The organism is Pseudoalteromonas sp. Angola-7, from assembly GCF_028599255.1.
Lineage (GTDB): Bacteria > Pseudomonadota > Gammaproteobacteria > Enterobacterales > Alteromonadaceae > Pseudoalteromonas > Pseudoalteromonas atlantica.
In genome coordinates this window covers 33,405-58,246 of record NZ_JAQREL010000021.1, presented here as the reverse complement: position 1 = coordinate 58,246, position 24,842 = coordinate 33,405, and the positions used below count along the sequence as shown (strand labels likewise).

At 40.8% G+C, this 24,842-nt stretch carries 24 protein-coding genes; 1 reads left to right on the top strand and 23 read right to left on the bottom strand.

Annotation, left to right across the window (positions count from 1 at the left end):
* Positions 1–384 precede the first annotated feature (384 nt).
* The 23 genes from PSH50_RS20000 to rpmH all read right to left on the bottom strand — a co-directional run bounded on the left by PSH50_RS20000 (position 385) and on the right by rpmH (position 22,834).
* Positions 385–2,178 carry a choice-of-anchor I family protein gene (locus tag PSH50_RS20000; protein WP_273609997.1) on the bottom strand — a complete coding sequence of 598 codons (1,794 nt, stop codon included), beginning with the start codon at positions 2,176–2,178 and terminating at the stop codon, positions 385–387.
* 169 nt (positions 2,179–2,347) lie between these two features.
* On the bottom strand, positions 2,348–2,926 hold the full coding sequence (locus PSH50_RS19995; protein ID WP_138576256.1) for a DUF1240 domain-containing protein: 579 nt from the start codon (positions 2,924–2,926) through the stop codon (positions 2,348–2,350).
* Positions 2,923–3,867 (bottom strand): hypothetical protein, encoded by a 945-nt coding sequence (locus PSH50_RS19990; RefSeq protein WP_138576254.1) that lies wholly within the window; start codon positions 3,865–3,867, stop codon positions 2,923–2,925. Before PSH50_RS19990 ends, PSH50_RS19995 begins: the two co-directional genes overlap by 4 nt.
* Before the next feature lie 121 nt (positions 3,868–3,988).
* Positions 3,989–5,347: a bifunctional UDP-N-acetylglucosamine diphosphorylase/glucosamine-1-phosphate N-acetyltransferase GlmU gene (gene glmU / locus PSH50_RS19985; protein ID WP_273609996.1), complete on the bottom strand. Its 1,359-nt coding sequence runs from the start codon at positions 5,345–5,347 to the stop codon at positions 3,989–3,991.
* 248 nt (positions 5,348–5,595) lie between these two features.
* Complete coding sequence (locus PSH50_RS19980; RefSeq protein ID WP_004588077.1) at positions 5,596–6,018, bottom strand: F0F1 ATP synthase subunit epsilon; 423 nt, start codon at positions 6,016–6,018, stop codon at positions 5,596–5,598.
* 13 nt (positions 6,019–6,031) lie between these two features.
* Positions 6,032–7,417, bottom strand: coding sequence for a F0F1 ATP synthase subunit beta (atpD, locus tag PSH50_RS19975; RefSeq protein WP_004588076.1), 1,386 nt, complete (start codon positions 7,415–7,417; stop codon positions 6,032–6,034).
* Between the two features lie 33 nt (positions 7,418–7,450).
* Positions 7,451–8,311 carry a F0F1 ATP synthase subunit gamma gene (gene atpG / locus PSH50_RS19970; protein ID WP_004588075.1) on the bottom strand — a complete coding sequence of 287 codons (861 nt, stop codon included), beginning with the start codon at positions 8,309–8,311 and terminating at the stop codon, positions 7,451–7,453.
* Positions 8,312–8,371: 60 nt separating this feature from the next.
* Positions 8,372–9,913: a F0F1 ATP synthase subunit alpha gene (gene atpA / locus PSH50_RS19965; RefSeq protein ID WP_004588074.1), complete on the bottom strand. Its 1,542-nt coding sequence runs from the start codon at positions 9,911–9,913 to the stop codon at positions 8,372–8,374.
* Positions 9,914–9,927: 14 nt separating this feature from the next.
* Positions 9,928–10,461, bottom strand: coding sequence for a F0F1 ATP synthase subunit delta (gene atpH, locus PSH50_RS19960; RefSeq protein ID WP_004588073.1), 534 nt, complete (start codon positions 10,459–10,461; stop codon positions 9,928–9,930).
* Between the two features lie 16 nt (positions 10,462–10,477).
* Complete coding sequence (atpF, locus tag PSH50_RS19955) at positions 10,478–10,948, bottom strand: F0F1 ATP synthase subunit B (RefSeq protein WP_004588072.1); 471 nt, start codon at positions 10,946–10,948, stop codon at positions 10,478–10,480.
* Positions 10,949–10,990: 42 nt separating this feature from the next.
* Entirely contained in the window at positions 10,991–11,224 is a 234-nt protein-coding gene (atpE, locus tag PSH50_RS19950) for a F0F1 ATP synthase subunit C (protein WP_138683981.1), read from the bottom strand.
* 51 nt (positions 11,225–11,275) lie between these two features.
* Positions 11,276–12,133 (bottom strand): F0F1 ATP synthase subunit A, encoded by an 858-nt coding sequence (gene atpB / locus PSH50_RS19945; RefSeq protein WP_004588070.1) that lies wholly within the window; start codon positions 12,131–12,133, stop codon positions 11,276–11,278.
* 15 nt (positions 12,134–12,148) lie between these two features.
* A complete protein-coding gene (locus PSH50_RS19940) occupies positions 12,149–12,529 on the bottom strand; it encodes an ATP synthase subunit I (protein ID WP_024032126.1) in 381 nt (126 codons plus the stop codon).
* A 142-nt stretch (positions 12,530–12,671) separates the two neighbouring features.
* Positions 12,672–13,598, bottom strand: a complete 927-nt coding sequence (locus PSH50_RS19935) for a ParB/RepB/Spo0J family partition protein (protein WP_273609995.1) — start codon at positions 13,596–13,598, stop codon at positions 12,672–12,674.
* Positions 13,599–13,618: 20 nt separating this feature from the next.
* Positions 13,619–14,404 carry a ParA family protein gene (locus PSH50_RS19930; protein WP_004588067.1) on the bottom strand — a complete coding sequence of 262 codons (786 nt, stop codon included), beginning with the start codon at positions 14,402–14,404 and terminating at the stop codon, positions 13,619–13,621.
* A gap of 14 nt (positions 14,405–14,418) precedes the next feature.
* Complete coding sequence (gene rsmG, locus PSH50_RS19925; protein ID WP_004588066.1) at positions 14,419–15,039, bottom strand: 16S rRNA (guanine(527)-N(7))-methyltransferase RsmG; 621 nt, start codon at positions 15,037–15,039, stop codon at positions 14,419–14,421.
* Positions 15,040–15,054: 15 nt separating this feature from the next.
* Positions 15,055–16,944, bottom strand: a complete 1,890-nt coding sequence (gene mnmG, locus PSH50_RS19920) for a tRNA uridine-5-carboxymethylaminomethyl(34) synthesis enzyme MnmG (protein WP_054983815.1) — start codon at positions 16,942–16,944, stop codon at positions 15,055–15,057.
* 426 nt (positions 16,945–17,370) lie between these two features.
* Entirely contained in the window at positions 17,371–17,820 is a 450-nt protein-coding gene (gene mioC, locus PSH50_RS19915; RefSeq protein ID WP_248444336.1) for an FMN-binding protein MioC, read from the bottom strand.
* 902 nt (positions 17,821–18,722) lie between these two features.
* The gene (gene mnmE, locus PSH50_RS19910) at positions 18,723–20,087 is read right to left on the bottom strand and encodes a tRNA uridine-5-carboxymethylaminomethyl(34) synthesis GTPase MnmE (protein WP_004588063.1); all 1,365 of its coding nucleotides are present in this window, start codon (positions 20,085–20,087) and stop codon (positions 18,723–18,725) included.
* A 135-nt stretch (positions 20,088–20,222) separates the two neighbouring features.
* Complete coding sequence (yidC, locus tag PSH50_RS19905) at positions 20,223–21,857, bottom strand: membrane protein insertase YidC (RefSeq protein ID WP_024032130.1); 1,635 nt, start codon at positions 21,855–21,857, stop codon at positions 20,223–20,225.
* An 8-nt stretch (positions 21,858–21,865) separates the two neighbouring features.
* Positions 21,866–22,141: a membrane protein insertion efficiency factor YidD gene (gene yidD, locus PSH50_RS19900; protein WP_004588061.1), complete on the bottom strand. Its 276-nt coding sequence runs from the start codon at positions 22,139–22,141 to the stop codon at positions 21,866–21,868.
* A gap of 125 nt (positions 22,142–22,266) precedes the next feature.
* On the bottom strand, positions 22,267–22,692 hold the full coding sequence (rnpA, locus tag PSH50_RS19895; RefSeq protein WP_029772813.1) for a ribonuclease P protein component: 426 nt from the start codon (positions 22,690–22,692) through the stop codon (positions 22,267–22,269).
* A gap of 7 nt (positions 22,693–22,699) precedes the next feature.
* Complete coding sequence (gene rpmH, locus PSH50_RS19890; RefSeq protein WP_004335215.1) at positions 22,700–22,834, bottom strand: 50S ribosomal protein L34; 135 nt, start codon at positions 22,832–22,834, stop codon at positions 22,700–22,702.
* A 616-nt stretch (positions 22,835–23,450) separates the two neighbouring features.
* Here rpmH and dnaA point away from each other — a divergent pair.
* Complete coding sequence (gene dnaA / locus PSH50_RS19885; protein WP_004588059.1) at positions 23,451–24,842, top strand: chromosomal replication initiator protein DnaA; 1,392 nt, start codon at positions 23,451–23,453, stop codon at positions 24,840–24,842.

Genomic DNA, 24,842 nt, shown 5'->3' with positions numbered 1-24,842 from the left:
ATATTGTTAAAGAACGTTGCGACGTTGTCGCTAGGGATGCGTATAATACATCCTTTATTTTTCGAGTCAACACTTAATTTTAAACTTTCTTTTTAGAAGATTTAAAACCGAAGTTTTACTTAACTCTCTGAGCCGTTGTGCCTTGCTATGCTTCAGCGTTTCCCGTCTCAGTGGGGTCGCATTATAGGGAGATTCGAGCGGGGGTCAATGTTTTATTTCAGCTTTTTGACAAATAAATGAATTTAGTATGAAACGCATACAAATAAAGGCCTACAGGCTGATTTTAGATTAAAAAATGCGCATGTTAAGTCGCTATTTTACAGCTAATATTTGCGCGTTAGAAAAAGCAGTACATTTAGTAATCGCTGTACTGCTTTGTTGGTTTTAATTTACTGCAATTTGCCATACAGCTATAGAACCTGAGATCTCATTACCGATTATAAGCAGTGGCTCGCCTGTCGCACTTTGTTCGGCAGGTACAAACACCATGCCTTCGGGTGCAAGGTCGCCGGTTATATCTGCCCCTTCTATTACACCACGGTTATAAAAGTAATCTTCAAATTGCACATCGTAAGGGTTGGTAATATCGTAAACCATAATCCCGCCCATGCGCTCAAGACCTATAAAGGCAAAAGTGCGTTCGTCTATCGTACCTATTGTTAGCGCTTCGGGTTCTGCGCCTTTATCATCTGAGCGTGTGTCACCTTCGTTTTCATCTTCATTGTTATTAAAGGCTTCACCATGAACCGATGCGGTAATACGACCTATGTCATCGCCTGAGTCAAATACCACCAGCCCATTACTGTCCCAAATAGTAAATGAGCGTGCACCATAGGCATAAAGCGATTCGTATTGATCGTCGTCATTCGTATTACCTTTTACAGTGCTTACTTTCAAGCGGCCTATATCGTCATCGTCGTTATTTAAGTAATCAAAATTAGCTGCAAGCGTTAAATCTTCAACACGGCTTTCATCTATATAGGCAAGACAGCCATCATCTTCATCGTAATCTAGGCCGCCCTTTGCTGCGCAGTCTGCTTCATCTGTTACATCAAAGAAGTACTCGCGTGCATCACCTTCATTTGCCGATACTATAAAATTTGCGCCTTTCCAGCTAAAGCTTGAGATAGTATCTGGCTGATACATACCATAAAGCCCTGGGTACGATTTAAAATTAACACCGCCGTCTTTATCTGATGCATCTATTTGTAAATTTGACCAGTCTTTAAAGCCTAGCGCTTTTAGCTCTACGCTATTATCTTCTAGGTTAATAATAGCGAGACCGTTATTTTCTTGAATTGATACGTAGGCATATTTGTTATCTTTAGAAATGCTGACGTACTCAGGCTCTAAATCCATAGCTACTGTCGTATTTATTACATTTCCGTTAATAGTGCGCCCTGTAGGGTTAGCAAACACAAATCCATCAGACTCAAGTTCAGCTTGCTGACTATTGTAAGTAGTAAAGTCAATATTAGTTGCCGTATCAGCTACTACACCTTCTACTATATTAATTATGCTTACAGAGCCTTCTGGGTCGATACTGTAATCGCCATTAGGTTCACCTTCATTGGCTACAACTACTTTTGTACCGTCGTGGTTAAAAGTCACCATGTCTGGTAAAAAGCCCGCTGGTACATTTTTTATGAATGCGGGTGCATCGCCGCTTATGTCGTAAAATGCAATTTGACCCGCTTCGCCCACATTTTTAGCAGCCATAGCCACAGCTAGCATTTGGTTGTTTTCATCTATTGCTATGCTGTTTGCATCGCCTGGGGTGTTGTCGTTTAAGGTAAGGGTAATGGTTGATGTTAGGTTAGTTGCACTCACTATCCCTTCGTTATCTTGAACAAGGGCCGCCGTATCAAAGGTGTCGGCGGGTATAATATTCACTACTGCTTCATCACCAGAACTATTAATGGCGTATATCCACTTTTTAGATGCTTGATAAGCGACTATTTCGGCTGCACCTTCGGGGCTTTGGGCATTAAGTACAGCGCGGCCTACTAAACTTATATTTAACGCAGAGTTTGCATTAGTGCCGTTAGTACCATTTTGACCCGCTGTGCCTTGCTCCCCTTGGATACCTTGCGTGCCGTCTTGGCCGTCATCTCCATCTAGTGAGCAACCCGTTAATATTGATATGAGTGAAAGTGCTATAAGTGACCTTTTTAACATTGTTATTTTCCTTAGTGTGGTATTGAACAAAATAACAACACACAGGTATGACAAAGCTATGGCACTTTTATTTTCATTAGATTTCGGCAATAAAAAAGCGAGTGTTAAACTCGCTTGAAGCTAAGGAGTAGCTTATTACCCATGAAAGCAGCTTTGTAGCTAAAAGCTATTAATTTCGAGTTTCTTTTATAAACTCTTTTAGCTCATCAACCGAAGGCTCAATACCTTGTTGGTTTTTTTGCTCGAACCAATCGGCTAGATCACTGATTATGACAGAGCCATCTTGTAAGCATAACTCATCGTTTTTTAGCCAAACATCAGGCGATCGAAGTGAGGGTTCAGTATACCAACTACAATAAGTGTAACCTCTGCTTTTTAAATTAGCCTCTATAACGAGATTCGTCGGGATTGATAGAATTAATAAAACAATTAAACCTACAACTGCAGTTTTAAATGCATTAATTAAAGTTAGCTTTATATCAAACCCCAAAAAGCGCTGTAAAGTCGATAAAAACGTTAGAAATAAGCAAGGCAATAATAAAAAAGATAATAGTATGGTGGCCTGCTCTTTGATAAAAAATTGAGGCTGACTAACTAAAAATATAGTTTCCACTTCGGAAAAAAAGTTTAAGGCTATTTTGTAGCACAGTCCTCCACTAATAATTAACAAGAAAAAAACAGATGCTAATTCCTTCATATTTGCAAAAGATAACTTCTTATCTGCTTTTTTCCATTCTAAAAACTTCAAAAGTTATAAGACCTATTTTTTTTAAACATAGGAACCCCAAAAAACTCATGTAAAAATTCATTTGGATTTTCTTTATATTCGTTATTAATTTTCTGCGCTCCAGCCCTAATTTTAACTACATCACTTTGTATCTTATTTTCAATATTTCTTAACTCTTCAGAAAGTACTTTTACATAACCACTGGTATCCGAAAATGCAATTGAAAAAGCCACCCCAACGACTACAACAACCAACAAGGGCACTAATACTGTACCAGCAATTATTGTTGCTAAACCTGCTGATGCTGATGATGCAACACCTAATATTGTACTAGTAGTCACAATAGCAGCTCCAACTACAGCCATGTCTACGGCTACACCTGCTACTAAGTCATGCCATGTTTTTTGATCGTTTAATAAATAGTCTGTAGCATGAAATGTCACTGAAATTACTAGAGTAAGCACAAACCCACCCTTCATAGCTTTTGCAGCTTCTAATTTACCGACACCGATAGTAAAAAGTTTGGGGTTGCTTGCTAAATAACGAGTACCCGTTAAATGAGCTTTGATACCGGGGTAAGAGGACATTATAATAGCGGGGGAACCATTATAAACTTTAATTTTAAACTTACCGAAAACATTACCTTGGCGGTGCATTGCAACCGCTATAATGGCTAATGCCTTCACATCATTAAATAAAGGATAGAGTCCACCTCCAGTCTTTAACTGATCTTTAATTCGTTTCCATTTACTTGATAGTGAATTATGCTCTTCCAGTAACTCATCAAGCCAATCAACCACTTCTGAACGAGATTTACCTTGCTTCATCTTTACAGAAATAATGTAGTCTACAAACTCTGCTGAGTTCATTTGGATAAGCGTGTGATTATTACCTGATAGTATGTTTTTGATTTGATTTTGGCGCTGCCTTTCGGCGACAGCACGACGAGCATATGCAGACATAAGACTTCCTTGAGTGTAATTTTTAATCCGTTAACTATAAGTTTAAATAATAGTCAAAATTTAAGCAATAAAAAAGCGAGTGTTAAACTCGCTGTAATTATTTAATAAGTAATGATCGTTGCTATTTTTTAACCGGGCGTTTCCAGCCCGTTAAATTACGCTGTTTAGAGCGTGCTATTGCAAGTTGTTCATCTTCAACGGTACTGGTGATCACAGAGCCTGCACCTACAGTTGCTGTTGTACCAATGTGTACTGGGGCAACAAGCGATGAGTTAGAACCAATAAAGGCGTTATCACCAATAATGGTTTTTGCTTTATTAACTCCATCGTAGTTACAGGTAATAGTGCCTGCGCCTATATTCACTTTTTCACCAATTTCAGCGTCGCCTAAGTAACTTAAGTGGTTTGCTTTAGAGCCTTTACCTAAGCGGGTTTTTTTAATCTCTACAAAGTTACCAATGTGCGAGTCTTCTTCCATTACCGCACCTGGGCGTAGGCGTGCATAAGGCCCCAGCGTACATTTAGCCGCTACGCTTGCATCTTCAATTAGGGTATTCGCTTTTATTACAACGTTATCGCCTATGGTACAGTTTTTAAGTACGCAGTTAGGGCCAATTTGTACGTTATTGCCAAGGGTTACATTACCTTCAAAAATAACGTTTATATCAATTAATACGTCTTCGCCTGTTTTAACATTGCCACGTACATCAATACGAGCAGGGTCGGCGAGGGTGGCACCATTTAACATTAGCTCTTCTGCTTGCCATGCTTGATAAGCACGCTCTAGGCCTGCAAGTTGTACGCGGTTGTTTGCGCCTTCTACTTCCATTGCATGATCGGGCTGTGCTGAGGTGATTTCTACACCTTCACTGTGCGCCATAGCAACGATATCTGTAAGGTAGTATTCGCCTTGCGCATTATTGTTAGATAGATTGCCTAACCATGTTTTTAAAAGCTTGCCGTTAACCGCCATAATGCCGGTGTTTACTTCGCTGATAAGTAGCTGCTCAGCGCTTGCATCTTTTTGCTCAATAATACCTACAAGCTTGCCCTCTTCTCGTAGCATACGGCCATAGCCATTTGGGTTAACCAAATTAACTGTTAATACCGCCAAACCATTTTTAGGTGTTGCGGCTAGTAAGCGCTCAAGTGTTGATTGCTTTGTAAGGGGTACATCGCCGTATAAAACAAGCACAGTGTCGTCATCATTAATATGAGGGCTTGCTTGTGCTACTGCGTGGCCAGTACCAAGTTGTTCTGCTTGCAGTACCCAGTTTACGTCGTTATCGGCAAGTTGTTGTTGTAATAGTCCGCCGCCATGCCCGTAAACTAAATTAGTGGTGGTTGCACCAAGTGCCTTTGCGTTATCTATAACATGCTGCACCATAGGTTTACCTGCCACTTTATGCAGTACTTTTGGTAGAGCAGAGCGCATACGAGTACCTTTACCCGCAGCAAGAATTACTGTTGTTAGAGCCATTAAAACAATTTCCTTTTTCCGTTGTTTTAGTGAGGAGTTAATGAAAGTAGCTTAACTAGATTACGCATGTCACTCCATGTATACATACTCAGCGGTATTATAAAAAATAATGACTGAATCTATGATAAACAAACTATTCATAATAATTACACTTATTGTAACCAGCTTTGCTAACCGATATAAGTGTAAAGCCAAATTACAGGCACAAAAAAGCCCACATAACGTGGGCTTTTAAAAACCGGATAGGCTTACTTTTTACGTAATTGCTGTATTACGCGAAGTTGTGCAATAGCTTCTGCTAGTTGCATAGCTGCTTTTTGATAATCAAATTCAGCTGCTGACGCATTAGCCATTTGGCTTTCTGCGTCACGCTTAGCTTGCTCTGCGGCTTGCTCGTCTAGGTCTTCACCACGAACAGCTGTATCAGCAAGTACGGTTACTATGTTCGGTTGAACTTCTAGTGTACCGCCAGCAATATAGATCAGTTCTTCTTCACCATGTTGCTTAACTAAACGTACCATACCAGGTTTAAGGGCAGTTAGTAGTGGGGCGTGACCGGCATTAACACCAAGCTCACCTTCACTACCAGATACTTGAATCGATTCAACTAGACCAGAGAACAAGCTCTGCTCTGCGCTTACTACGTCAAGATGTACAGTCATAGCTGCCATACTACCCTCCTAATTACATGCTTTTAGCTTTTTCTTGAGCTTCTTCGATAGAGCCAACCATGTAGAACGCTTGCTCTGGAAGGTCATCAAATTCACCGCTTAGAATGCCTTTAAAGCCAGCAATTGTGTCTTTTAGTGAAACGTATTTACCTGGCGCACCTGTAAATACCTCTGCCACGAAGAATGGCTGAGATAGGAAACGCTGGATTTTACGTGCACGAGATACAAGTTGCTTATCTTCGTCAGAAAGCTCGTCCATACCTAGGATAGCAATGATGTCTTTAAGTTCTTTGTAACGCTGAAGAACTGTTTGAACGCCACGTGCTGTATCGTAGTGCTCTTGACCAATTACTAATGGGTCAAGTTGACGTGAAGATGAATCAAGTGGGTCTACCGCTGGGTAGATACCAAGTGATGCGATATCACGTGAAAGTACGACTGTTGCATCTAAGTGAGCAAAGGTAGTTGCTGGAGATGGATCCGTTAAATCATCCGCAGGTACGTATACCGCTTGGATTGATGTAATTGAACCTGTCTTCGTTGAAGCGATACGCTCTTGAAGTACACCCATTTCTTCAGCAAGTGTAGGCTGGTAACCTACCGCTGATGGCATACGACCAAGAAGTGCAGATACTTCTGTACCAGCAAGCGTGTAACGGTAGATGTTATCTACGAAGAAAAGTACATCGCGACCTTCGTCACGGAACTTCTCAGCCATAGTAAGACCAGTTAACGCTACGCGTAAACGGTTACCAGGAGGCTCGTTCATCTGACCGTATACAAGCGATACTTTATCAAGTACGTTTGAATCGTTCATCTCATGGTAGAAATCGTTACCCTCACGAGTACGCTCACCAACACCTGCGAATACTGAGTAGCCGCTATGCTCGATTGCGATGTTACGGATAAGTTCCATCATGTTTACGGTTTTACCTACACCGGCACCACCGAATAAACCAACTTTACCACCTTTAGCAAATGGACATACAAGGTCGATTACCTTGATACCAGTTTCTAAAAGTTCTACTGAACTTGATTGCTCTTCGTATGAAGGCGCTGCACGGTGAATAGACATACGGTCTTCTTCGCCGATTGGGCCAGCTTCATCGATTGGCTCACCAAGTACGTTCATAATACGACCAAGCGTTGCTTTACCAACTGGAACTTGAATCGCTTCACCTGTATTTTCTACCGCTGCGCCACGACGTAAACCGTCAGTAGTACCTAGTGCGATAGTACGAACAACACCGCCACCTAGCTGTTGTTGAACTTCTAAAGTCAAACCAGCTAAATCGCCATCTGTTACTTTTAGCGCGTCATATACGGCTGGCACGTTGTCTTGAGAAAACTCAATATCCACAACGGCACCGATAATTTGGACGACCTTACCTAAACTCATGTCTATTCCTCTCGTTAATCTTTGCCTGAAGCATTAAACTGCGGCTGAACCAGAAACAATCTCACTAATTTCTTGTGTGATTGCCGCTTGGCGGGCCTTGTTATAAACAAGCTGTAACTCATCCATAAGGTCGCCGGCATTATCTGTTGCAGCTTTCATTGCAACCATACGGGCAGCCTGTTCAGAGGCAGCGTTCTCAACCACACCTTGGTATACCTGAGACTCAACAAAGCGTACAAGCAAAGACTCTAATATAGCGTCTGGGCCTGGCTCGTATAAGTAGTCCCATGTGTGGGCAGATACTTCTTCTTCAGCTTTTGGCAAAGGGAGTAACTGGTCAATTGTTGGTTCTTGCTTCATGGTATTAACGAAGTTGTTATATACCAGGAATAAACGGTCAATTTTACCTTCAGAGAATGCATCTAGCATAATTTTTACAGGACCAATTACGTCTTGTACTGAAGGCTTATCTCCAAGGCCTGCTTTTTTAGCAAGCACTTGACCGCCAAAACGTTGAAAGAAGCTAGCTGCTTTGCTACCTAAAGTTGCAAACTCAGCGTCCACACCTTTTTCTTTCCACGCTTTAATGTCTAATGCAACTTTTTTAAACTCATTTGAGTTTAAGCCGCCACATAGACCACGGTCTGTAGAGATAACAATATAACCAACTCGTTTTACTTCACGTTCTTCTAAGAACGGGTGAGTAAAATCAAGATTTGCTTGAGCAACACGACCAATTACTTTGCGTAATTTGTCAGCGTATGGACGGCTTGAAGCCACTCGTTCTTGCGCCTTTTTCATTTTAGACGCAGCAACCATTTCCATTGCGCTAGTGATCTTTTGAGTATTTTTAATACTCCCGATCTTGCTTTTAATCTCTTTTCCGCTGGCCATGACTCTCTCTCCGAATCAAGGTGTGCTTTAGTAAACTAAAGCGCACCATTAATAACTAAATTACCAAGTTTGCGTAGACTTGAACTTCTCAAGAAGTTCTTTAAGCTGCGCTTCGATCTCGGCGTTGTAGTTACCAGTTTCATTGATTTGAGCCACAAGCTCTGCGTATGTGCTACTTGCATAAGAAAGTAAAGCTGCTTCGAAATCCATAATTTTAGAGATTTCGATATCTTTAAGATAACCTTTCTCAGCTGCAAATAACGACAAAGACATTTCAGCAACAGACATTGGTGCGTACTGTTTCTGCTTCATTAGCTCTGTTACACGCTCACCATGCTCAAGTTGAGCACGAGTTGCATCATCAAGGTCAGACGCGAACTGCGAGAACGCAGCTAATTCACGGTACTGAGCTAGGGCTAGACGGATACCGCCACCTAGTTTCTTAACGATTTTAGTTTGTGCAGCACCACCAACACGCGATACCGAGATACCAGCATTTACTGCCGGACGGATACCTGAGTTGAATAAGTCAGTTTCTAAGAAGATCTGACCATCGGTGATAGAGATAACGTTTGTCGGTACGAACGCAGAAACGTCGCCGCCTTGAGTTTCAATGATTGGCAATGCCGTCAATGAACCAGTTTGTCCTTTCACTTCACCGTTAGTGAACTTTTCAACGTAATCAGCGTTTACACGCGATGCACGCTCTAAAAGACGCGAGTGAAGGTAGAATACGTCACCTGGGTATGCTTCACGACCTGGTGGACGCTTAAGTAGTAATGAGATTTGACGGTAAGCAACAGCTTGCTTAGATAAATCATCATATACGATTAATGCGTTTTCACCACGGTCACGGAAGTATTCACCCATAGTACAGCCCGAGAACGGTGCTAAGTACTGAAGTGCCGCAGACTCAGAAGCAGATGCTACAACTACGATAGTATTTGCAAGTGCACCGTGCTCTTCTAATTTACGTACTACGTTAGCAATAGTAGATGCTTTTTGGCCAACCGCTACGTACACACACTTAACGCCTGTGTTCTTTTGGTTGATGATTGCATCGATTGCTAGTGCAGTTTTACCTGTTTGGCGGTCACCGATTACAAGCTCACGCTGACCACGACCAACTGGAATCATCGCATCAATAGATTTGTAACCAGTTTGAACTGGCTCATCTACAGATTGACGCTCGATTACACCTGGTGCAATTTTTTCTACAGGTTCAAAACCATCGTTATCTAAAGCGCCTTTACCGTCGATAGGAGCACCTAGTGTGTTTACAACACGACCAAGTAAGCCAGCACCAACAGGAACTTCTAAGATACGACCAGTTGTGTATACTTTTACGCCTTCAGTAAGGTCAGCGTAAGGACCCATAACTACTGCACCAATTGAGTCACGCTCAAGGTTTAGTGCGATAGCATAACGGTTGCCTGGAAGCTCAATCATCTCACCTTGCATACAGTCAGCTAGACCGTGGATGCGGATGATACCGTCAGTAACAGATACGATAGTACCTTCGTTACGAGCTTCACTTACAACTTCGAACTGCTCAATACGTTGTTTGATCAGATCTGAAATTTCAGTGGAATTAAGTTGCATGCTCTTTTTCCCAATTACGATTGTAGTGTTGTGGCTAAGCGGTTTAATTTACCGCGTACTGAGCCGTCGATTACAGTGTCACCCGCCTTAATAATAAGGCCGCCAACAACTGCAGCGTCTTCACTACAATTCAGCTTAACTTTGCGTGCGAAACGTTTTTCAAGTGTCGCTACCAATGACTCTTGCTGCGCTGCAGCAAGAGGGGTTGCCGAAATCACATCTACGTCGATTTCTTTGTCATACTCTGCTTTAAACGCAGCGAATAACTGAGCAACCTCAGGCAGTGCAATCAAACGTCCATTTTCAGCCATCACCTTAACTAGGTTCTGACCTTGTTCGTTGAGCTGCTCAGCACATAAGTTAATAAATAACTCAGCTTGTGCAGTAGCAGTAGGCAATCCAGCTAGAATGGCTGATGCTTGTTCATTGCTGGCAACTTCGCCTGCAAAAAACAACATGTCATTCCAGCTTTCAATCGTGCCTTTTTCAACGGCAAGTTCAAAAGCCGCTTTAGCGTATGGGCGAGCGATAGTAGTCAATTCAGACATGCTCATACCCTCCTAATTACAGCTCAGCGACAAGTTTTTCAACGATGTCACTATGTGCGGCTTGATTGATTTCACGCTCTAAAATTCTTTCAGCGCCAACCACTGCCAGAGTTGCTACTTGCTTACGTAGCTCTTCTGTTACACGGTTACGCTCTGATTCAATTTCAGAGTGCCCTTGAGCAATAATTTTTTCACGCTCTTCTTGTCCACGAACAGTTTCTTCGTCAACAATAAGCACGGCACGCTTTTTAGCTTGTTCAATGATATCAGCCGCTTGAGCTTTTGCATCTTTAAGCTGTTCTGCAGCTTTTTGTTGCGCAAGTTCTAAGTCTTTTTCGGCTCTATCAGAGGCAGCTAAACCATCTTCAATTTTCTTCTGGCGAGACTCAATTGCATCATTAAGTGGTGGCCATACATATTTCATACAAAATAGTACAAACACCGTAAACGCAATTAATTCACCGATAAGAGTGGCTGTTATGTTCACGACCGCTCCTCCTTAAAATAGTAAGCTGTTCAAAAAATAAAATTAAAGTACGAACAGGATTACCATTGCGATACCAACACCGATCATTGCTACCGCATCGATTAGACCAGCTAGGATGAACATCTTAACTTGTAATGAAGGTGCAAGTTCAGGTTGACGCGCACATGCTTCTAGGAATTTACCACCCATGTTACCGAAGCCGATAGCAGTACCGATTGCACCGAAGCCGATAAGTAAAGCAACTGCGATGTACTTAAGACCGATCATTAGTTCCATTTTTTTCTCCAAAGTTTCAATTGTTAAAGTTAAATATAAAAAGTGTATAAATTAGTGATTGTCTGAACTTGCCATGCTTAGGTAAACAATGGTTAGCATCATAAATACGAATGCTTGTAACACGATTACTAAGATATGGAATACAGCCCAAACAAAGTGCAACGGAAGTTGCATTAAACCAACTGCGCCGATAAGTATGAATATCAATTCACCAGCGTATAAGTTACCGAATAAACGCAGTGCTAGCGAGAAAGGCTTAGACACTAGAGCGATTGTTTCTAGTAATAAATTACAAGGAATTAAGAAAATCATAGCCACTTTGCTATTAGAGCTAAACGGGTGAAGTGTAAGCTCTTTAATGAAGCCACCAACCCCTTTAATTTTAATAGAGTAACCAATCATCAGAATAAACACACCCAATGCTAATGCAGCAGTTAAGTTTATGTCTGTGGTAGGTACAATTTTCATGTAAACGTCGTGTGAGTCCATGCCAAAGGCTTGTTCACCAACAAAACCAGCAAGTGCAGGTAAGAAATCAACTGGGATTAAGTCCATTAAGTTCATTAAGAACACCCAAACAAAAATTGTTAAGGCTAATGGAGCAATTAATTTGCTTTTACCGTGGTATGTGTCACGTACGTTGTCACCAACGAACTCAACAATCATTTCAATAAAACATTGAAATTTACCCGGTACTCCGGTGTGTGCTTTCTTTGCGGCGCTTCGGAAGGTCCATAAAAATAATAGACCAAGTCCGATTGACCATGCGAGGGTATCTATATTCCATGTCCAGAAACCACTGTCTGCACACGCTTTGTTGAAGGCAAGACCTGAGTCGGTCATACACATCTTAGCGTTTGTTAAGTGATGCTGGATATGGCTTGATATAGTAACTTCTTCTGCAGCCATGTTATATCCCAAAAGTTAATGTTTAAAAAAAACGGGTGCAAACAATCCAGTAAAGAGCACAAATACGTAAACACAAAAAAACGGCACTAAAACGACCGTGGTTGACTTGAGTATCAGTGCAAACAATACGATTGTTAGCATAAATTTTAATCCGTTACCGCGTTTTAACGAGGTATACGCTTGATTTGCTTTGCTTGCACCCATATATCTGAATGCATAAAGCGCAAATACTAGGTGGGGAAGTATTGCTACGCTGCTACCGGCAAGTGCTGATACGCTGGCGTTTACTCCCCAACCAACAAAAATAATTACTGCAGCTACAAGTGCTACGATACCCTGAAGACAAATTAATTTAAATGCGGCAAGCCTATAAGGTCTTGCTAACTTATTAGTCACGTTTAGTTAACCTTTATGGCGTTCTAATTGTTAGGGTGTGAAAACTGGCGAAATTATACTTAATCCTACCAGTTTTGCAACTTGAGTAGACGCTTTGTAACACAAAATAGCTACAAATGTCTCTTATCGGACATGTAAAATTTTAATGGTCGGTATTGCTGTGATTTATACGATTTAAAATGCCATCAAGCTCATCTAAATTGGTGTAAGAAATAACCAACTTACCTTTGCCTTTCGCGTTATAATTTATTTCTACTTTAGCCCCTAAGTTGTCGGCTAATTTTTGCTCTAAACGCTTAACATCTGGGTCTTTTTCAGGTGCTTCTTTAGCAGCAACCGGCTCTAAAATTGAGCGAACTAACTTTTCGGTTTCGCGAACAGTTAGCGCTTTAGCAACGGCTAATCTTGCAGCGTCAGATTGTGTTTCACCTTCAAGGGCTAATAAACAGCGTGCGTGGCCCATTTCTATGTCGCCATGCTCTAACAGAATTTTAACATCACTATTTAAATTGTTTAATCGTAGTAAATTGGTCACGGTAGTGCGCGACTTACCCACCGCATCGGCAACTTGCTGGTGCGTTAATTCAAATTCATTCAATAATCTGTTTAAAGCGATAGCTTCTTCCATTGCGTTTAAATCTTCACGCTGAATATTTTCTATCAGCGCAATAGCAACGGCGGCTTCATCTGGCACATCTTTTACAATACAAGGTACGCTTTCAAGCTTTGCTATTTGTGCAGCACGCCAACGGCGCTCACCGGCAATTATTTCAAAGCTATTTTCTGCAACAGGGCGCACCACAATTGGCTGAATAATGCCTTGAGAGCGGATAGAGCTTGCTAATTCCTCAAGCGCTTCTTCAGACATATCTTTACGAGGCTGGTATTTTCCTGAGTGTAAAAACTCAATAGGCAGCTTTTGCAATTCATTCGCAACGGGCTGTGCTGCAGTTTGTACAGCTTCAGTCACATTTACTGTGTCTTGTTCCTTGCTTGAGCTCGGCGCTGGTTTTGATGAACTTAAAAGGGCATCGAGTCCTCGGCCTAAACCTCGTTTTTTAGCAGACATGTTATTTTTTTACCTTAAAGTTAGGCGACTACCGGCGCTGTTTTTTCTTTTCTGCGTAGCATTTCGCCCGCAAGTGCTAAGTAGGCTTTTGCGCCACTTGATGCGCGGTCGTAGTACATTGCTGGTGCACCAAAACTAGGTGCCTCGGCAAGACGCACATTACGTGGGATCACGGTGCGGTATACTTTATCGCCAAAATGTTGTTTTAATTGTTCTGATACATCATTTGCTAATCGATTGCGCGGATCGTACATAGTACGAAGAATGCCTTCAATTTGTAAGTTAGGGTTAACTAACTTTGCAAGTTGCGTAATAGTGTCCATTAATGCGGTTAACCCTTCAAGCGCATAATATTCACATTGCATAGGTACTAAAATAGAATCAGCAGCAGCCATGGCGTTTACTGTTAACATATTTAGTGAAGGCGGGCAGTCGATAAAAATAAATTCGTATTTATCTTGTATTTTTTCAAGCGCATTACGAAGGCGTACTTCGCGTGCAAACAATTCCATTAACTTTACTTCGGCTGCGGTTACATCGCCGTTGGCCGCTATCATATGATACTCACCCGAGGTTTCAGTGATTATCACCTCATCCATTGGTTTTTCTTCAATGAGTAAATCGTAAATGGTGGCGACATCGCCATATTTGTCTACACCGCTACCCATCGTAGCGTTGCCTTGGGGGTCGAGATCTATTAACAGCACTTTACGCTTCGTTGCAGCCATAGATGCAGCGAGATTAACAGCCGTTGTTGTTTTACCAACGCCGCCTTTTTGATTTGCTAATGCGATGACTTTTGCCACTATGTCTCTGATCCCTAGTCTTTAGAAAGAATAATTAAATGTCGTTGTGCATCAAGCTCAGGCACTACTAGCGAGATTTTATCTTCAAATTTTACCCCCTCAGGAAGCGACTCTAGCTCTTCACTAGGAAACACACCTTTAAGCGCTATAAATTTGCCTGAGTGATCAATTAAGTGTGAACACCAATCAACCATATCTTGCAGTGAAGCAAACGCACGACTTAGTACGCCATCTAATTTAACACTTGGTTGATATTCTTCAACTCTTGACTGCACAGGGGTGACATTATTTAGCCCGAGCTCGTGTTTAACTTGCATTAAAAAGCGAACACGTTTGCCTAAGCTATCAAGCAATACAAATTGCGTATCAGGTAGTGCAATAGCTAATACAATACCTGGTAAGCCAGGACCTGTGCCTACATCAATATAATGATGACCGGGTAAATGAGGTGCAACAACTAAGCTATCCATAATGTGCTTAATCATCATTTCTTCTGGTAAGCGTACAGACGTTAAATTATACGCTTTGTTCCATTTGTTTAGTAACTCAACGTATTTAACTAATTGCTGTTGTTGTTTTTCAGTTAGCGCAATATCAGTTTGCGCTAACAATGTTGTTAATTGTTGCTGTAACACAGTTTACCTTTACCATTACGCAGTTTTGCGTAATAAGCCTTGCTTCTTCAGATACACTAATAATAGCGAAATCGCCGCTGGGGTGATACCAGAAATACGAGAAGCTTGGCCAATAGTGTCTGGACGCGCATCCGTTAGCTTAGCAACTACCTCGTTTGATAAACCCGATACCGTTGAGTAATCGAACTCTTTAGGCAAAATGGTTTCTTCATGACGAAGCTGTTTATTGATCTCATCTTGCTGGCGCGCAATGTAGCCTGCATATTTAGTGTGGATCTCAACTTGTTCAAGTGCAGCTTGGTTTGTAAACTCAGATCCAAGCCCATCAATAGCCATTAAGTCGTCGTAACGAATTTCTGGACGACGAAGTAGATCCTCTAAACTTGCTTCACGAGTAAGCGGTGTTTTTAATAAAGCGTTTACTTGATCAACCACAGCATGATCTTTATGGATCCAGGTTTCTTTAATACGCTGTTTCTCTTTTTCGATCACTTCCATTTTTTCGTTAAATGCCTGCCAGCGCTCATCGTTAACTAAACCAAGTTCACGGCCTTTTTCTGTTAAGCGAATATCAGCGTTATCTTCACGCAATAATAAACGGTATTCCGCACGGCTAGTAAACATACGGTACGGTTCTTTTGTACCAAGCGTCGCTAAGTCGTCTATTAGTACGCCCACATACGCTTCATCACGACGTGGAGTCCATGCATCTTTGCCTTGTACTTGTAAAGCGGCGTTCATGCCGGCAATTAAACCTTGTGCACCGGCTTCTTCGTAACCAGTAGTACCATTTATTTGGCCTGCAAAAAATAATCCGTCTATAAATTTGGTTTCTAATGATTGTTTTAAATCACGTGGGTCAAAGAAATCATATTCAATAGCATAACCAGGACGACAAATATGTGCGTTTTCAAAACCATCTATCGATTGCACAATTTGTAACTGCACATCAAAAGGTAAGCTGGTTGAAATACCGTTAGGGTAAAGCTCGTACGATGTTAAACCTTCTGGCTCTACAAATATTTGGTGCTTGTCTTTATCAGCAAAGCGCACAATTTTATCTTCTATTGAAGGGCAGTAACGTGGTCCTATACCTTCAATTACGCCAGAGTACATAGGCGAGCGATGTAAATTGTTACGAATAACCTCATGGGTTTTTTCGTTTGTGTAGGTGATATAACACGGTATTTGCTGTGGGTGATCGCTTTGTTTACCAATAAACGAAAATACCGGTGTAGGCGCATCACCTGGTTGTTCTTGCATCTTGCTAAAATCAACTGTACGGGCATCAATACGTGGTGGAGTACCTGTTTTTAAACGGTCTACTCTAAAAGGTAACTCACGTAAACGATCAGCAAGTGCAATTGAAGGGGGATCGCCTGCACGACCACCTTTAAAATTCTCTAAACCAATATGTATTTGGCCACCTAAGAAAGTTCCTACGGTTAATACAACACTAGGTGCGCTAAAACGTAATCCCATTTGGGTTACTACGCCAACAACTTTGTCGTTTTCAACGATAAGATCATCACACGATTGTTGAAATATTTTTAGGTTTTCTTGGTTTTGTAATGTGTTTTGAATTGCAGCTTTGTACAAAGCGCGATCTGCTTGTGCTCGAGTTGCACGAACAGCAGGTCCCTTTGAAGAATTTAAGGTACGAAATTGAATACCGCCTTTATCAATAGCTTGTGCCATAGCACCGCCTAGCGCATCAATTTCTTTAACCAAATGGCCTTTGCCTATGCCACCAATTGCAGGGTTGCAAGACATTTGACCAAGTGTATCCATATTATGAGTTAGCAGCAGGGTATTCATCCCCATACGTGCAGCAGCCAATGAGGCTTCAGTGCCTGCATGTCCACCACCTACTACGATAACGTCAAACTTTTCGTGAAAAATCATTAATGGGATCCTACTTAATCAAACCAGTAAACTTCAAAAGGGAGCGTATTCTACCTAGAAATTAGCAGAAGATAAATGATTAAACAGTGGGCAAGATCTAAGTCACTGATCACTTATAATATAAAGGATCTTTTAAAGAGATCTTTTAATACTATTACTACTAGTGATCGGGTTTTCTGTTGATAAGCTCTATTTATTCATTTAAAACATAAAATTAGATCAGATCTAAAGGTGTTAATATGATCGGATCATCAGGCAAATAAGCTCTGATCAAAAAGGGGGTTTATACACAGCCCAATATCGATTGGATCTTATCCCATGGATAAGCATGCTTAAAAACGCAGTTTGATCAGCGGTTATCCACAAAAGCTATTAAATTATTAGTAAATTGTGGGTAACTTTGTTTATGCATTTTGATCGATCACATTACTTTAATTGTGTTTTCTCTATCCACGAGTCTAACCACTCTAGGGCGGTATCTTCGGGTAATGCCTCATCAAGAATATTTAATTCAAGCCTTGGCGCTATGCATATTGCGCCTTTGCTGGCCATTAAACTATTTATATTACGTCCAGCAAGGTTATAGGTGTCGTAGCTGGTATCGCCTAAGCCAATGACTGAATATTTAATTGCAGATAAGTCACTTTGCTGATTTAGCTGCTCAATAAATGGTAAAAGGTTGTCGGGGTAATCGCCCGCGCCATAGGTCGATGTGCATATAAGCCAGATTGTATTGTGTTGATCAATATCAGATAAATTAGGTTGATCATGTAGTTCAGCACTTATACCTTGGTTATTTAACTCATCACATAGTTGCTCTGCTACATATTCTGCAGATCCCATTTGACTACCAACGATTATATTTACAGAACTCATATTTAAACTGATCACACTTTACTTATTTGCCCGCTATGATAACTGAGTTAGCCTTGCAGTAAAGAAAACCTTTGTAATTTTGTATAACTATTTTTGAGTTGTTTTTACTCTTTGTTGCAATCGCTTATATAAGTTATTGAATATAAATGAATTAACAAAAACTATTTAAATGTAATCTTCTGATCAAGTTGTTGATAAGGTTGGGGAAAGCTCTGCTTAACTAGTATGTTTTGTTGATCTAAATAAAGCTAAGTCATTGATTTTTTATTATAAGTGAGGCCACCAGCCCACGTTTTTATATAGCTAAGCTGTTGTTGATCATAATGTGGATAGTAATCTTGTTGATAACTTAAAAGGGCGATCAAAAATAATTTTTAAAAACGATCCGATTAAGCGGATCTGCCCTAAAAAAGTGAAAATAAGTGTAATAAACCACGCTTTTTTATAGATCGTGACTGTTTAAGCTTATAAATGTGCCGCTATTTTAAATTTATTAGCCATAAAGTAGGCGATTGTGGATAACCTTTTTTTAATTAGTTTTATTATTTTTCAAGTTCAGAGAGGAGTTTTGCTGGTGGATCAATTAAAAACGAGGGCGTTGGCCTTAATAGTACCGGTTACTTTTGCTTATAAATTCACAAACCGTAGTTAAAACGATCTACTTAAGGATACTTTTTAGCGGCATATTGGTACTTTTTTAAGCTATATCGAGCGCCAATTACGCGCTTAACGTGGTGTATTTTTATACTGTAAGAGATTAAAGAGGTGAGTTGAATATGCTAAAATCAGGCGCGTTTTTATTAAATTTTTAACCCATTTTAGCTTTTTAATTTTTATACCGGGCATAAAAAAGGGCACTAATGTGCCCTAAAGTAAGTGTTATTTTATGCTGCTTTAGCGAGTTATTTACCAATACAGAACGAGCTAAATATTTTGCCTAGTAGGTCGTCTGAGGTAAATTCACCGGTTATTTCGTTTAAGTACTGCTGCGTTAAGCGTAGCTCTTCGGCTAATATTTCGCCGGCGACGTGCATTTCTAACTGCGTTTTACCAGTATCTAAGTGATAGGCCGCATGTTCAAGTGCATCTAAATGACGGCGACGCGCCATAAATCCACCTTCTGTTGCGCCTTGAAAGCCAATACAAGCTTTTAAGTGATCGCGTACAAGCTCAATACCTTGCGCATTTTTAGCGCTTAAACTAATTACTGGGTATTGTTGGTTTTCATCCATACCTACTGCATCGCCCGATAAATCGGCTTTATTTCTGATAACGGTAACACCCATACCTTGCGGTAATTTTGCCATAAACTCAGGCCAAATTGCGTGTGGGTCGGTGTCGGTGGTGTCGGTGCCATCAAGCATAAACAACACGCGATCAGCTTGATTTATTTCATCCCACGCGCGCTCTATACCTATTTGTTCAACGCGGTCAGGGCTTTCACGTAGGCCTGCGGTATCGATAATATGCAGTGGCATGCCATCAATATGAATGTGCTCACGTAGTACGTCGCGAGTAGTACCGGCTATTTCGGTTACTATAGCGGCTTCGCGTCCTGCTAAGGCATTAAGTAGGCTTGATTTACCCGCATTAGGGCGCCCTGCGATAACAACGCGCATACCTTCGCGCATAATACTGCCTTGCTTAGCTTGGCTCGTTACTGTGTGTAATTGACTGATAATGGCATCTAAATCGCCCGACACTTTGCCATCGGATAAAAAGTCAATTTCCTCATCAGGGAAGTCAATGGCTGCCTCTACATACATACGTAAATGAATAACTTTTTCTACTAGGGTTTCAATGTGTTTAGAAAACTCACCTTGTAGCGACTGTAGGGCGCTTTTAGCTGCTTGCTCTGAGGTTGCATTAATTAAATCGCTAATAGCCTCTGCTTGGGTTAAATCAAGCTTGTCGTTCATAAAAGCGCGCTCAGAAAACTCACCAGGCTTAGCTAAGCGAACGCCTTCTATTTGGCTAATTTCTTTTAATAGCATGTCGAGTACAACAGGGCCGCCGTGACCTTGCAGTTCAAGTACGTCTTCGCCGGTAAATGAATTTGGCCCTGCAAAATAAATAGCAATACCTTGGTCGAGTTGCTCGCCGCTTAAACTTTTAAAAGGAACGTAGTCGGCATAGCGAAGCTTAGGTACTTTACCTATTATTTTTTCGGCCACGCTTTTAGCAAGGCTGCCAGAAACCCGAATTATACCTACGCCACCACGCCCAGGAGCGGTCGCTTGTGCTGCAATTGTGTCTTGATTGATCATGCTATTTATTTGCCAACGAGAGTAACTTTAATGGCGCTATTGTAACCTATGCATTTATTGGTAGCGAATAGCTGTGGTAAAAAATAGGCAATAAAAAAGGCGACCTAAGTCGCCTTTATATGAGTAGCCGTTAAGCTAGCCTCTTACTTTTATACCTTGCTTTTCCATGCCACGGTAGATGATAAGCATCTGGACAATAGAAATAAGGTTAGACACTAACCAGTAAAGTACTAAACCAGATGGGAACCATAAGAAGAATACAGAGAAGATAACCGGCATAAAGGTCATCATTTTTTGCTGCATTGGATCGGTAACCGTCATTGGTTGTAGTTTTTGCGTCACAAACATACTTGCACCAAATAATATTGGTAATACGTAGTATGGGTCTTTTGTAGAAAGGTCAGTAAGCCAAAGAATGAACTCTGCATGGCGCAGCTCTGTTGATTCTAAGAATACGTAAAATAGCGCTAAGAAAATTGGCATTTGTAGCAAAATAGGGAAACAGCCACCCATAGGGTTAACTTTTTCTTTTTTGTACATTTCCATAGTAGCTTGGCCGAACTTTTGACGGTCATCACCATATTTTTCTTTTAGGGCAGCCATTTTAGGCTGAAGGGCACGCATTTTAGCCATTGACGTGTATTGCGCTTTAGTCAGTGGGTACATTAACGATTTAACGATAATAGTGATGGCAATAATAGCGACACCCCAGTTACCTAAAATGCTGTGTAACCATTTAAGAAGTACAAATAAAGGCTGCGAAATAAACCATAACCAACCGTAATCTACAGTCAGGTCTAAATCTGGGTGAATCGCTTCAAGAATATCTGACTCTTTAGGACCCATGTAGTAAGTCGCATTAAGAGTTTGCTCGCTGCCGGCTTGTACATTTATAGGCGCTGCTTTTGTACCAATAATAGCAGCATTACTTTTAGTAATTAAGCTGTAAAGCGTGTGTGTTTCGTCTTGCTTAGGTACCCATGCACTTACAAAGTAATGCTGAATAAATGCAACGTAACCGCCTTGGGTGTTTTTATTTAGGTTTTTGTCAGCCATATCTGAAAAGCTGTATTTTTCGTACGACTCTTCATCAGTACCGTAAGCTGCACCTAGATAGTTTTGATCTACTAAGCTGCCTTTTTCTTGTACGGTACGCTTAATTTGCGTGTATAGCTGTACTTGCACTGGCGCACTTGTCGCATTATTTACTGTGTACTCTAGGCCTACATCGTATTGACCTTTTTTAAATACGTATGTTTTAGTGAAGCTAACGCCATTACTATCAACATAGGTAAGTGGTACACGTAGCTCATCACCGCTTAGCGTGTAGGCTTTTTGCGTTGCTTGGTAAGTAGGGCGACCATTCGCTGATGCGTCTGGGCCATTTAAACCAATTAAACCACTTTGTGAGAAGTATTGATTGCCATCAAACTCGCCTAGAAGCATAAATGGTGTTTCTTCACCTTTTACTTCTTCGTATTGGAGTAAGTCTGCTTCAACAATGTCACCGCCTTTGGTGTCTATTTTTACTTTGAAAACGTCAGTCGTAATGTCAATAACTGAACGCTTAGCAGCGGTAGCCGAAGCAGGTAAACCTGAATCTGACGATGACGGTATATAATCATCTGACTCTGGTGACGTTGTGTTTAGTGTTTGTGTAGTGGCACTAGGATCGGCTTTAGGTGTGTTGTAGTCATTATTCCATTCTTGAAATAATAAAAACGACACTAACATTAAACCGATTAATAAAAACGTGCGTTGCGATTCCATAACAGCTCTTATTTCTCGTGTTGGTGGTTAATACGGGTTAATTTTTCAGGAACGGGGTCTTCTCCGCCTGAATGTAAAGGATGGCATTTTAATATGCGTTTAAGTGCTAACCAACTCCCTTTTACAAATCCATGCAAATTAATTGCTTGAATAGCGTAATGAGAGCAGCTTGGATTAAAACGACAATGCGGGCCTAGTAGTGGGCTTATCCACATTTGATAACCGCGGATAAATAACACCAAACAACGCTTTGGAATAGCAACAAGTGGTTTAAGTAACCTCATGGTGTTTATACCCCTGCGTATATTTAGTGAATAGATACCATGTATTTAAAGGCTCAATTAGAGATTTTAAACGCATGATTAAAAGGTGAGCTAAAGATACCCTAATTAACCCTGCAATTCTATTGCTATCGGGTTTGTTTATTAGATTTAGCTGATTTGTTTGGGCGTTTTTTAAAAGGTGGTGGTTTAGGTGCACCAGGTTTGCAGCGTTCATTTATTTTACGCCACAGCTTTGTAAGTTGTTTGGTTATTTCTTCGTTAGACTGCTCATCAATACCACTTTTTACCATAAGCACAATATCGATATTATCGATGGTGTGTTGATTTAAACGAAAACTTTCGCGAGCGAGTCGTTTAATACGGTTACGTTGGCATGCCTTTTTTACACGTTTTTTAGCAACAGTGAGTCCTAACCTAGGTTTATCTTGGTCATTAGGTTTAGCTAAAAGAGTAAATAAGGGAGTTGCAGCCCGAGCGGGTTCGTTAAATATGCGAGAGTAATGCGAGGGAGTTAACAGACGTAACTCCCTGCCAAAGCTAAAGTCTTCCACTTATATATTAAGCAGAAAGAACTTTGCGGCCTTTAGCGCGGCGACGTGCTAATACTTTACGGCCATTTACAGTTGCCATGCGAGCACGGAAGCCGTGTGCACGTTTGCGTTTTAAAACGCTAGGTTGAAAAGTTCTTTTCATAACAATCTCATCCGATCGGTTAAAGTTAAAACATCCTATGCAGGTCGCGATCCTGGCACAGGTGCCATTGCGAGCGCGAGATATTATAGATTAAGCACTTTAAAGTCAATCATAATTGCGCTGTAAACACCGTGTTTATTACATTTTTTGTACGCTGGCTTGATATTTATGGATTAATTTTAAAGCAAAATGGTCTGCTTTTGCGCAAAAAGGCGAATTAATGGCCGAGACTGACTTAAAGAATGTGGATCGTAATAAAGTAGGGTGATCAACTAGGATCATCATAATTAAGAAGTTTTCCACAGCTGGTGTTTAAAAAGTGAATAAAAGCATGGGAAAACTCATTTAGATCGTAAAATTGGTTCGCGATCTCAGTGTGTTTTTGTTATGATCTGTTATCAGGCTTTAAAATAAAAGTCGCTATAAATCAGTCTGTTAAGATATTTATACACTGATATCAACAATTTTATAAAAATCAATCTTTTACTTGTGGATAAAGTGCCTTCATAATACCCGGTCTTGGGTCGGGTAGCTGGCCAATTGAACGCAATAAATGCATGATTTTTAATCATTATTGATGTGCGGGAATAAAAATTATACCTCTGGGAGTTTAACTGTGTATCTGTCGGTTTGGCAAAGTTGTTTATATGTATTGCAAGATGAGTTGCCTTCGCAACAATTCAGTATGTGGGTAAGACCACTACAAGCAGAAAGTACCGAAGATACCTTAACGATTTACGCACCTAATCGCTTTGTTCTTGATTGGGTAAGAGAAAAGTATTTAAACCGTATTAATGAGTTACTGGTAGAAATTTGTGGTGATGAAGCGCCCGAATTGCGTTTTGATGTAGGTAGTAAACCACTACTAAATACTCAAGCGGCGGCGCCAAGTGTTGAAGCCCCTGCATCACCTAGTTCACAGGCACCTGCTAAACAGCAACCTGTAGAACAAAAAGCAGCAGTAGAGCCTGCGCCTAAATCAGGCTATAAATCTAATATAAAAGATAACTATACCTTTGACAGCTTTGTTGAGGGTAAATCTAACCAGCTAGCAAAAGCGGCTGCAACACAAGTTGCAGATAACCCTGGCTCTGCCTTTAACCCGGTATTTATTTACGGTGGCACTGGCTTAGGTAAAACTCACTTATTACATGCAGTAGGTAATGGCATTATGGCTAACAAGCCCGATGCTAAAATTGTTTACATGCATTCTGAGCGTTTTGTGCAAGACATGGTAAAAGCACTACAAAATAACGCCATTGAAGAATTTAAACGTTATTACCGTAGTGTAGATGCGCTAATGATTGATGATATTCAATTTTTTGCTAATAAAGAGCGCTCACAAGAAGAATTTTTTCATACCTTTAATGCATTATTAGAAGGTAATCAGCAAATTATTTTAACCTCTGACCGCTACCCAAAAGAAATTGAGGGCGTAGAAGACAGGCTTAAATCACGATTTGGTTGGGGTTTAACGATTGCTATAGAGCCGCCAGAGCTTGAAACGCGCGTTGCCATTTTGATGAAAAAAGCGCAGCAGAGTAAAATTAATTTACCGCACGAAGTCGCTTTTTTTATCGCTAAAAAATTACGCTCAAACGTACGTGAATTAGAAGGCGCGCTTAACCGTGTAATAGCTAATGCTAATTTTACCGGGCGTCCTATTTCTATCGACTTTGTAAAAGAAGCGCTGCGTGATTTATTGGCGCTACAAGATAAGCTTGTCACTATAGACAACATACAGCGCACCGTGGCTGAGTATTACAGAATACGTGTGTCAGATCTGTTATCTAAGCGCCGCAGCCGCTCTATCGCGAGGCCGCGCCAGGTAGCTATGGCATTATCAAAAGAATTAACTAATCACAGCTTACCTGAGATTGGTGACGCATTTGGTGGACGTGACCACACCACGGTATTACATGCGTGTAGAAAGGTTAAATCACTTCGTGATGAAAGCCACGAAATAAAAGAAGATTATCAAAATTTAATAAGAACGTTGTCATCTTAG

What these genes read in the sequence shown, in the direction of transcription:
- mnmE (WP_004588063.1), bottom strand. Translation starts at nt 20,087, where the DNA reads ATGATCAATCAAGACACAATTGCAGCACAAGCGACCGCTCCTGGGCGT.
- yidC (WP_024032130.1), bottom strand. Translation starts at nt 21,857, where the DNA reads ATGGAATCGCAACGCACGTTTTTATTAATCGGTTTAATGTTAGTGTCG.
- PSH50_RS19980 (WP_004588077.1), bottom strand. Translation starts at nt 6,018, where the DNA reads ATGGCAGCTATGACTGTACATCTTGACGTAGTAAGCGCAGAGCAGAGC.
- atpB (WP_004588070.1), bottom strand. Translation starts at nt 12,133, where the DNA reads ATGGCTGCAGAAGAAGTTACTATATCAAGCCATATCCAGCATCACTTA.
- PSH50_RS19990 (WP_138576254.1), bottom strand. Translation starts at nt 3,867, where the DNA reads ATGTCTGCATATGCTCGTCGTGCTGTCGCCGAAAGGCAGCGCCAAAAT.
- rpmH (WP_004335215.1), bottom strand. Translation starts at nt 22,834, where the DNA reads ATGAAAAGAACTTTTCAACCTAGCGTTTTAAAACGCAAACGTGCACAC.
- atpD (WP_004588076.1), bottom strand. Translation starts at nt 7,417, where the DNA reads ATGAGTTTAGGTAAGGTCGTCCAAATTATCGGTGCCGTTGTGGATATT.
- mnmG (WP_054983815.1), bottom strand. Translation starts at nt 16,944, where the DNA reads ATGATTTTTCACGAAAAGTTTGACGTTATCGTAGTAGGTGGTGGACAT.
- atpA (WP_004588074.1), bottom strand. Translation starts at nt 9,913, where the DNA reads ATGCAACTTAATTCCACTGAAATTTCAGATCTGATCAAACAACGTATT.
- atpG (WP_004588075.1), bottom strand. Translation starts at nt 8,311, where the DNA reads ATGGCCAGCGGAAAAGAGATTAAAAGCAAGATCGGGAGTATTAAAAAT.
- PSH50_RS19935 (WP_273609995.1), bottom strand. Translation starts at nt 13,598, where the DNA reads ATGTCTGCTAAAAAACGAGGTTTAGGCCGAGGACTCGATGCCCTTTTA.
- atpE (WP_138683981.1), bottom strand. Translation starts at nt 11,224, where the DNA reads ATGGAACTAATGATCGGTCTTAAGTACATCGCAGTTGCTTTACTTATC.
- yidD (WP_004588061.1), bottom strand. Translation starts at nt 22,141, where the DNA reads ATGAGGTTACTTAAACCACTTGTTGCTATTCCAAAGCGTTGTTTGGTG.
- glmU (WP_273609996.1), bottom strand. Translation starts at nt 5,347, where the DNA reads ATGGCTCTAACAACAGTAATTCTTGCTGCGGGTAAAGGTACTCGTATG.
- mioC (WP_248444336.1), bottom strand. Translation starts at nt 17,820, where the DNA reads ATGAGTTCTGTAAATATAATCGTTGGTAGTCAAATGGGATCTGCAGAA.
- PSH50_RS20000 (WP_273609997.1), bottom strand. Translation starts at nt 2,178, where the DNA reads ATGTTAAAAAGGTCACTTATAGCACTTTCACTCATATCAATATTAACG.
- atpH (WP_004588073.1), bottom strand. Translation starts at nt 10,461, where the DNA reads ATGTCTGAATTGACTACTATCGCTCGCCCATACGCTAAAGCGGCTTTT.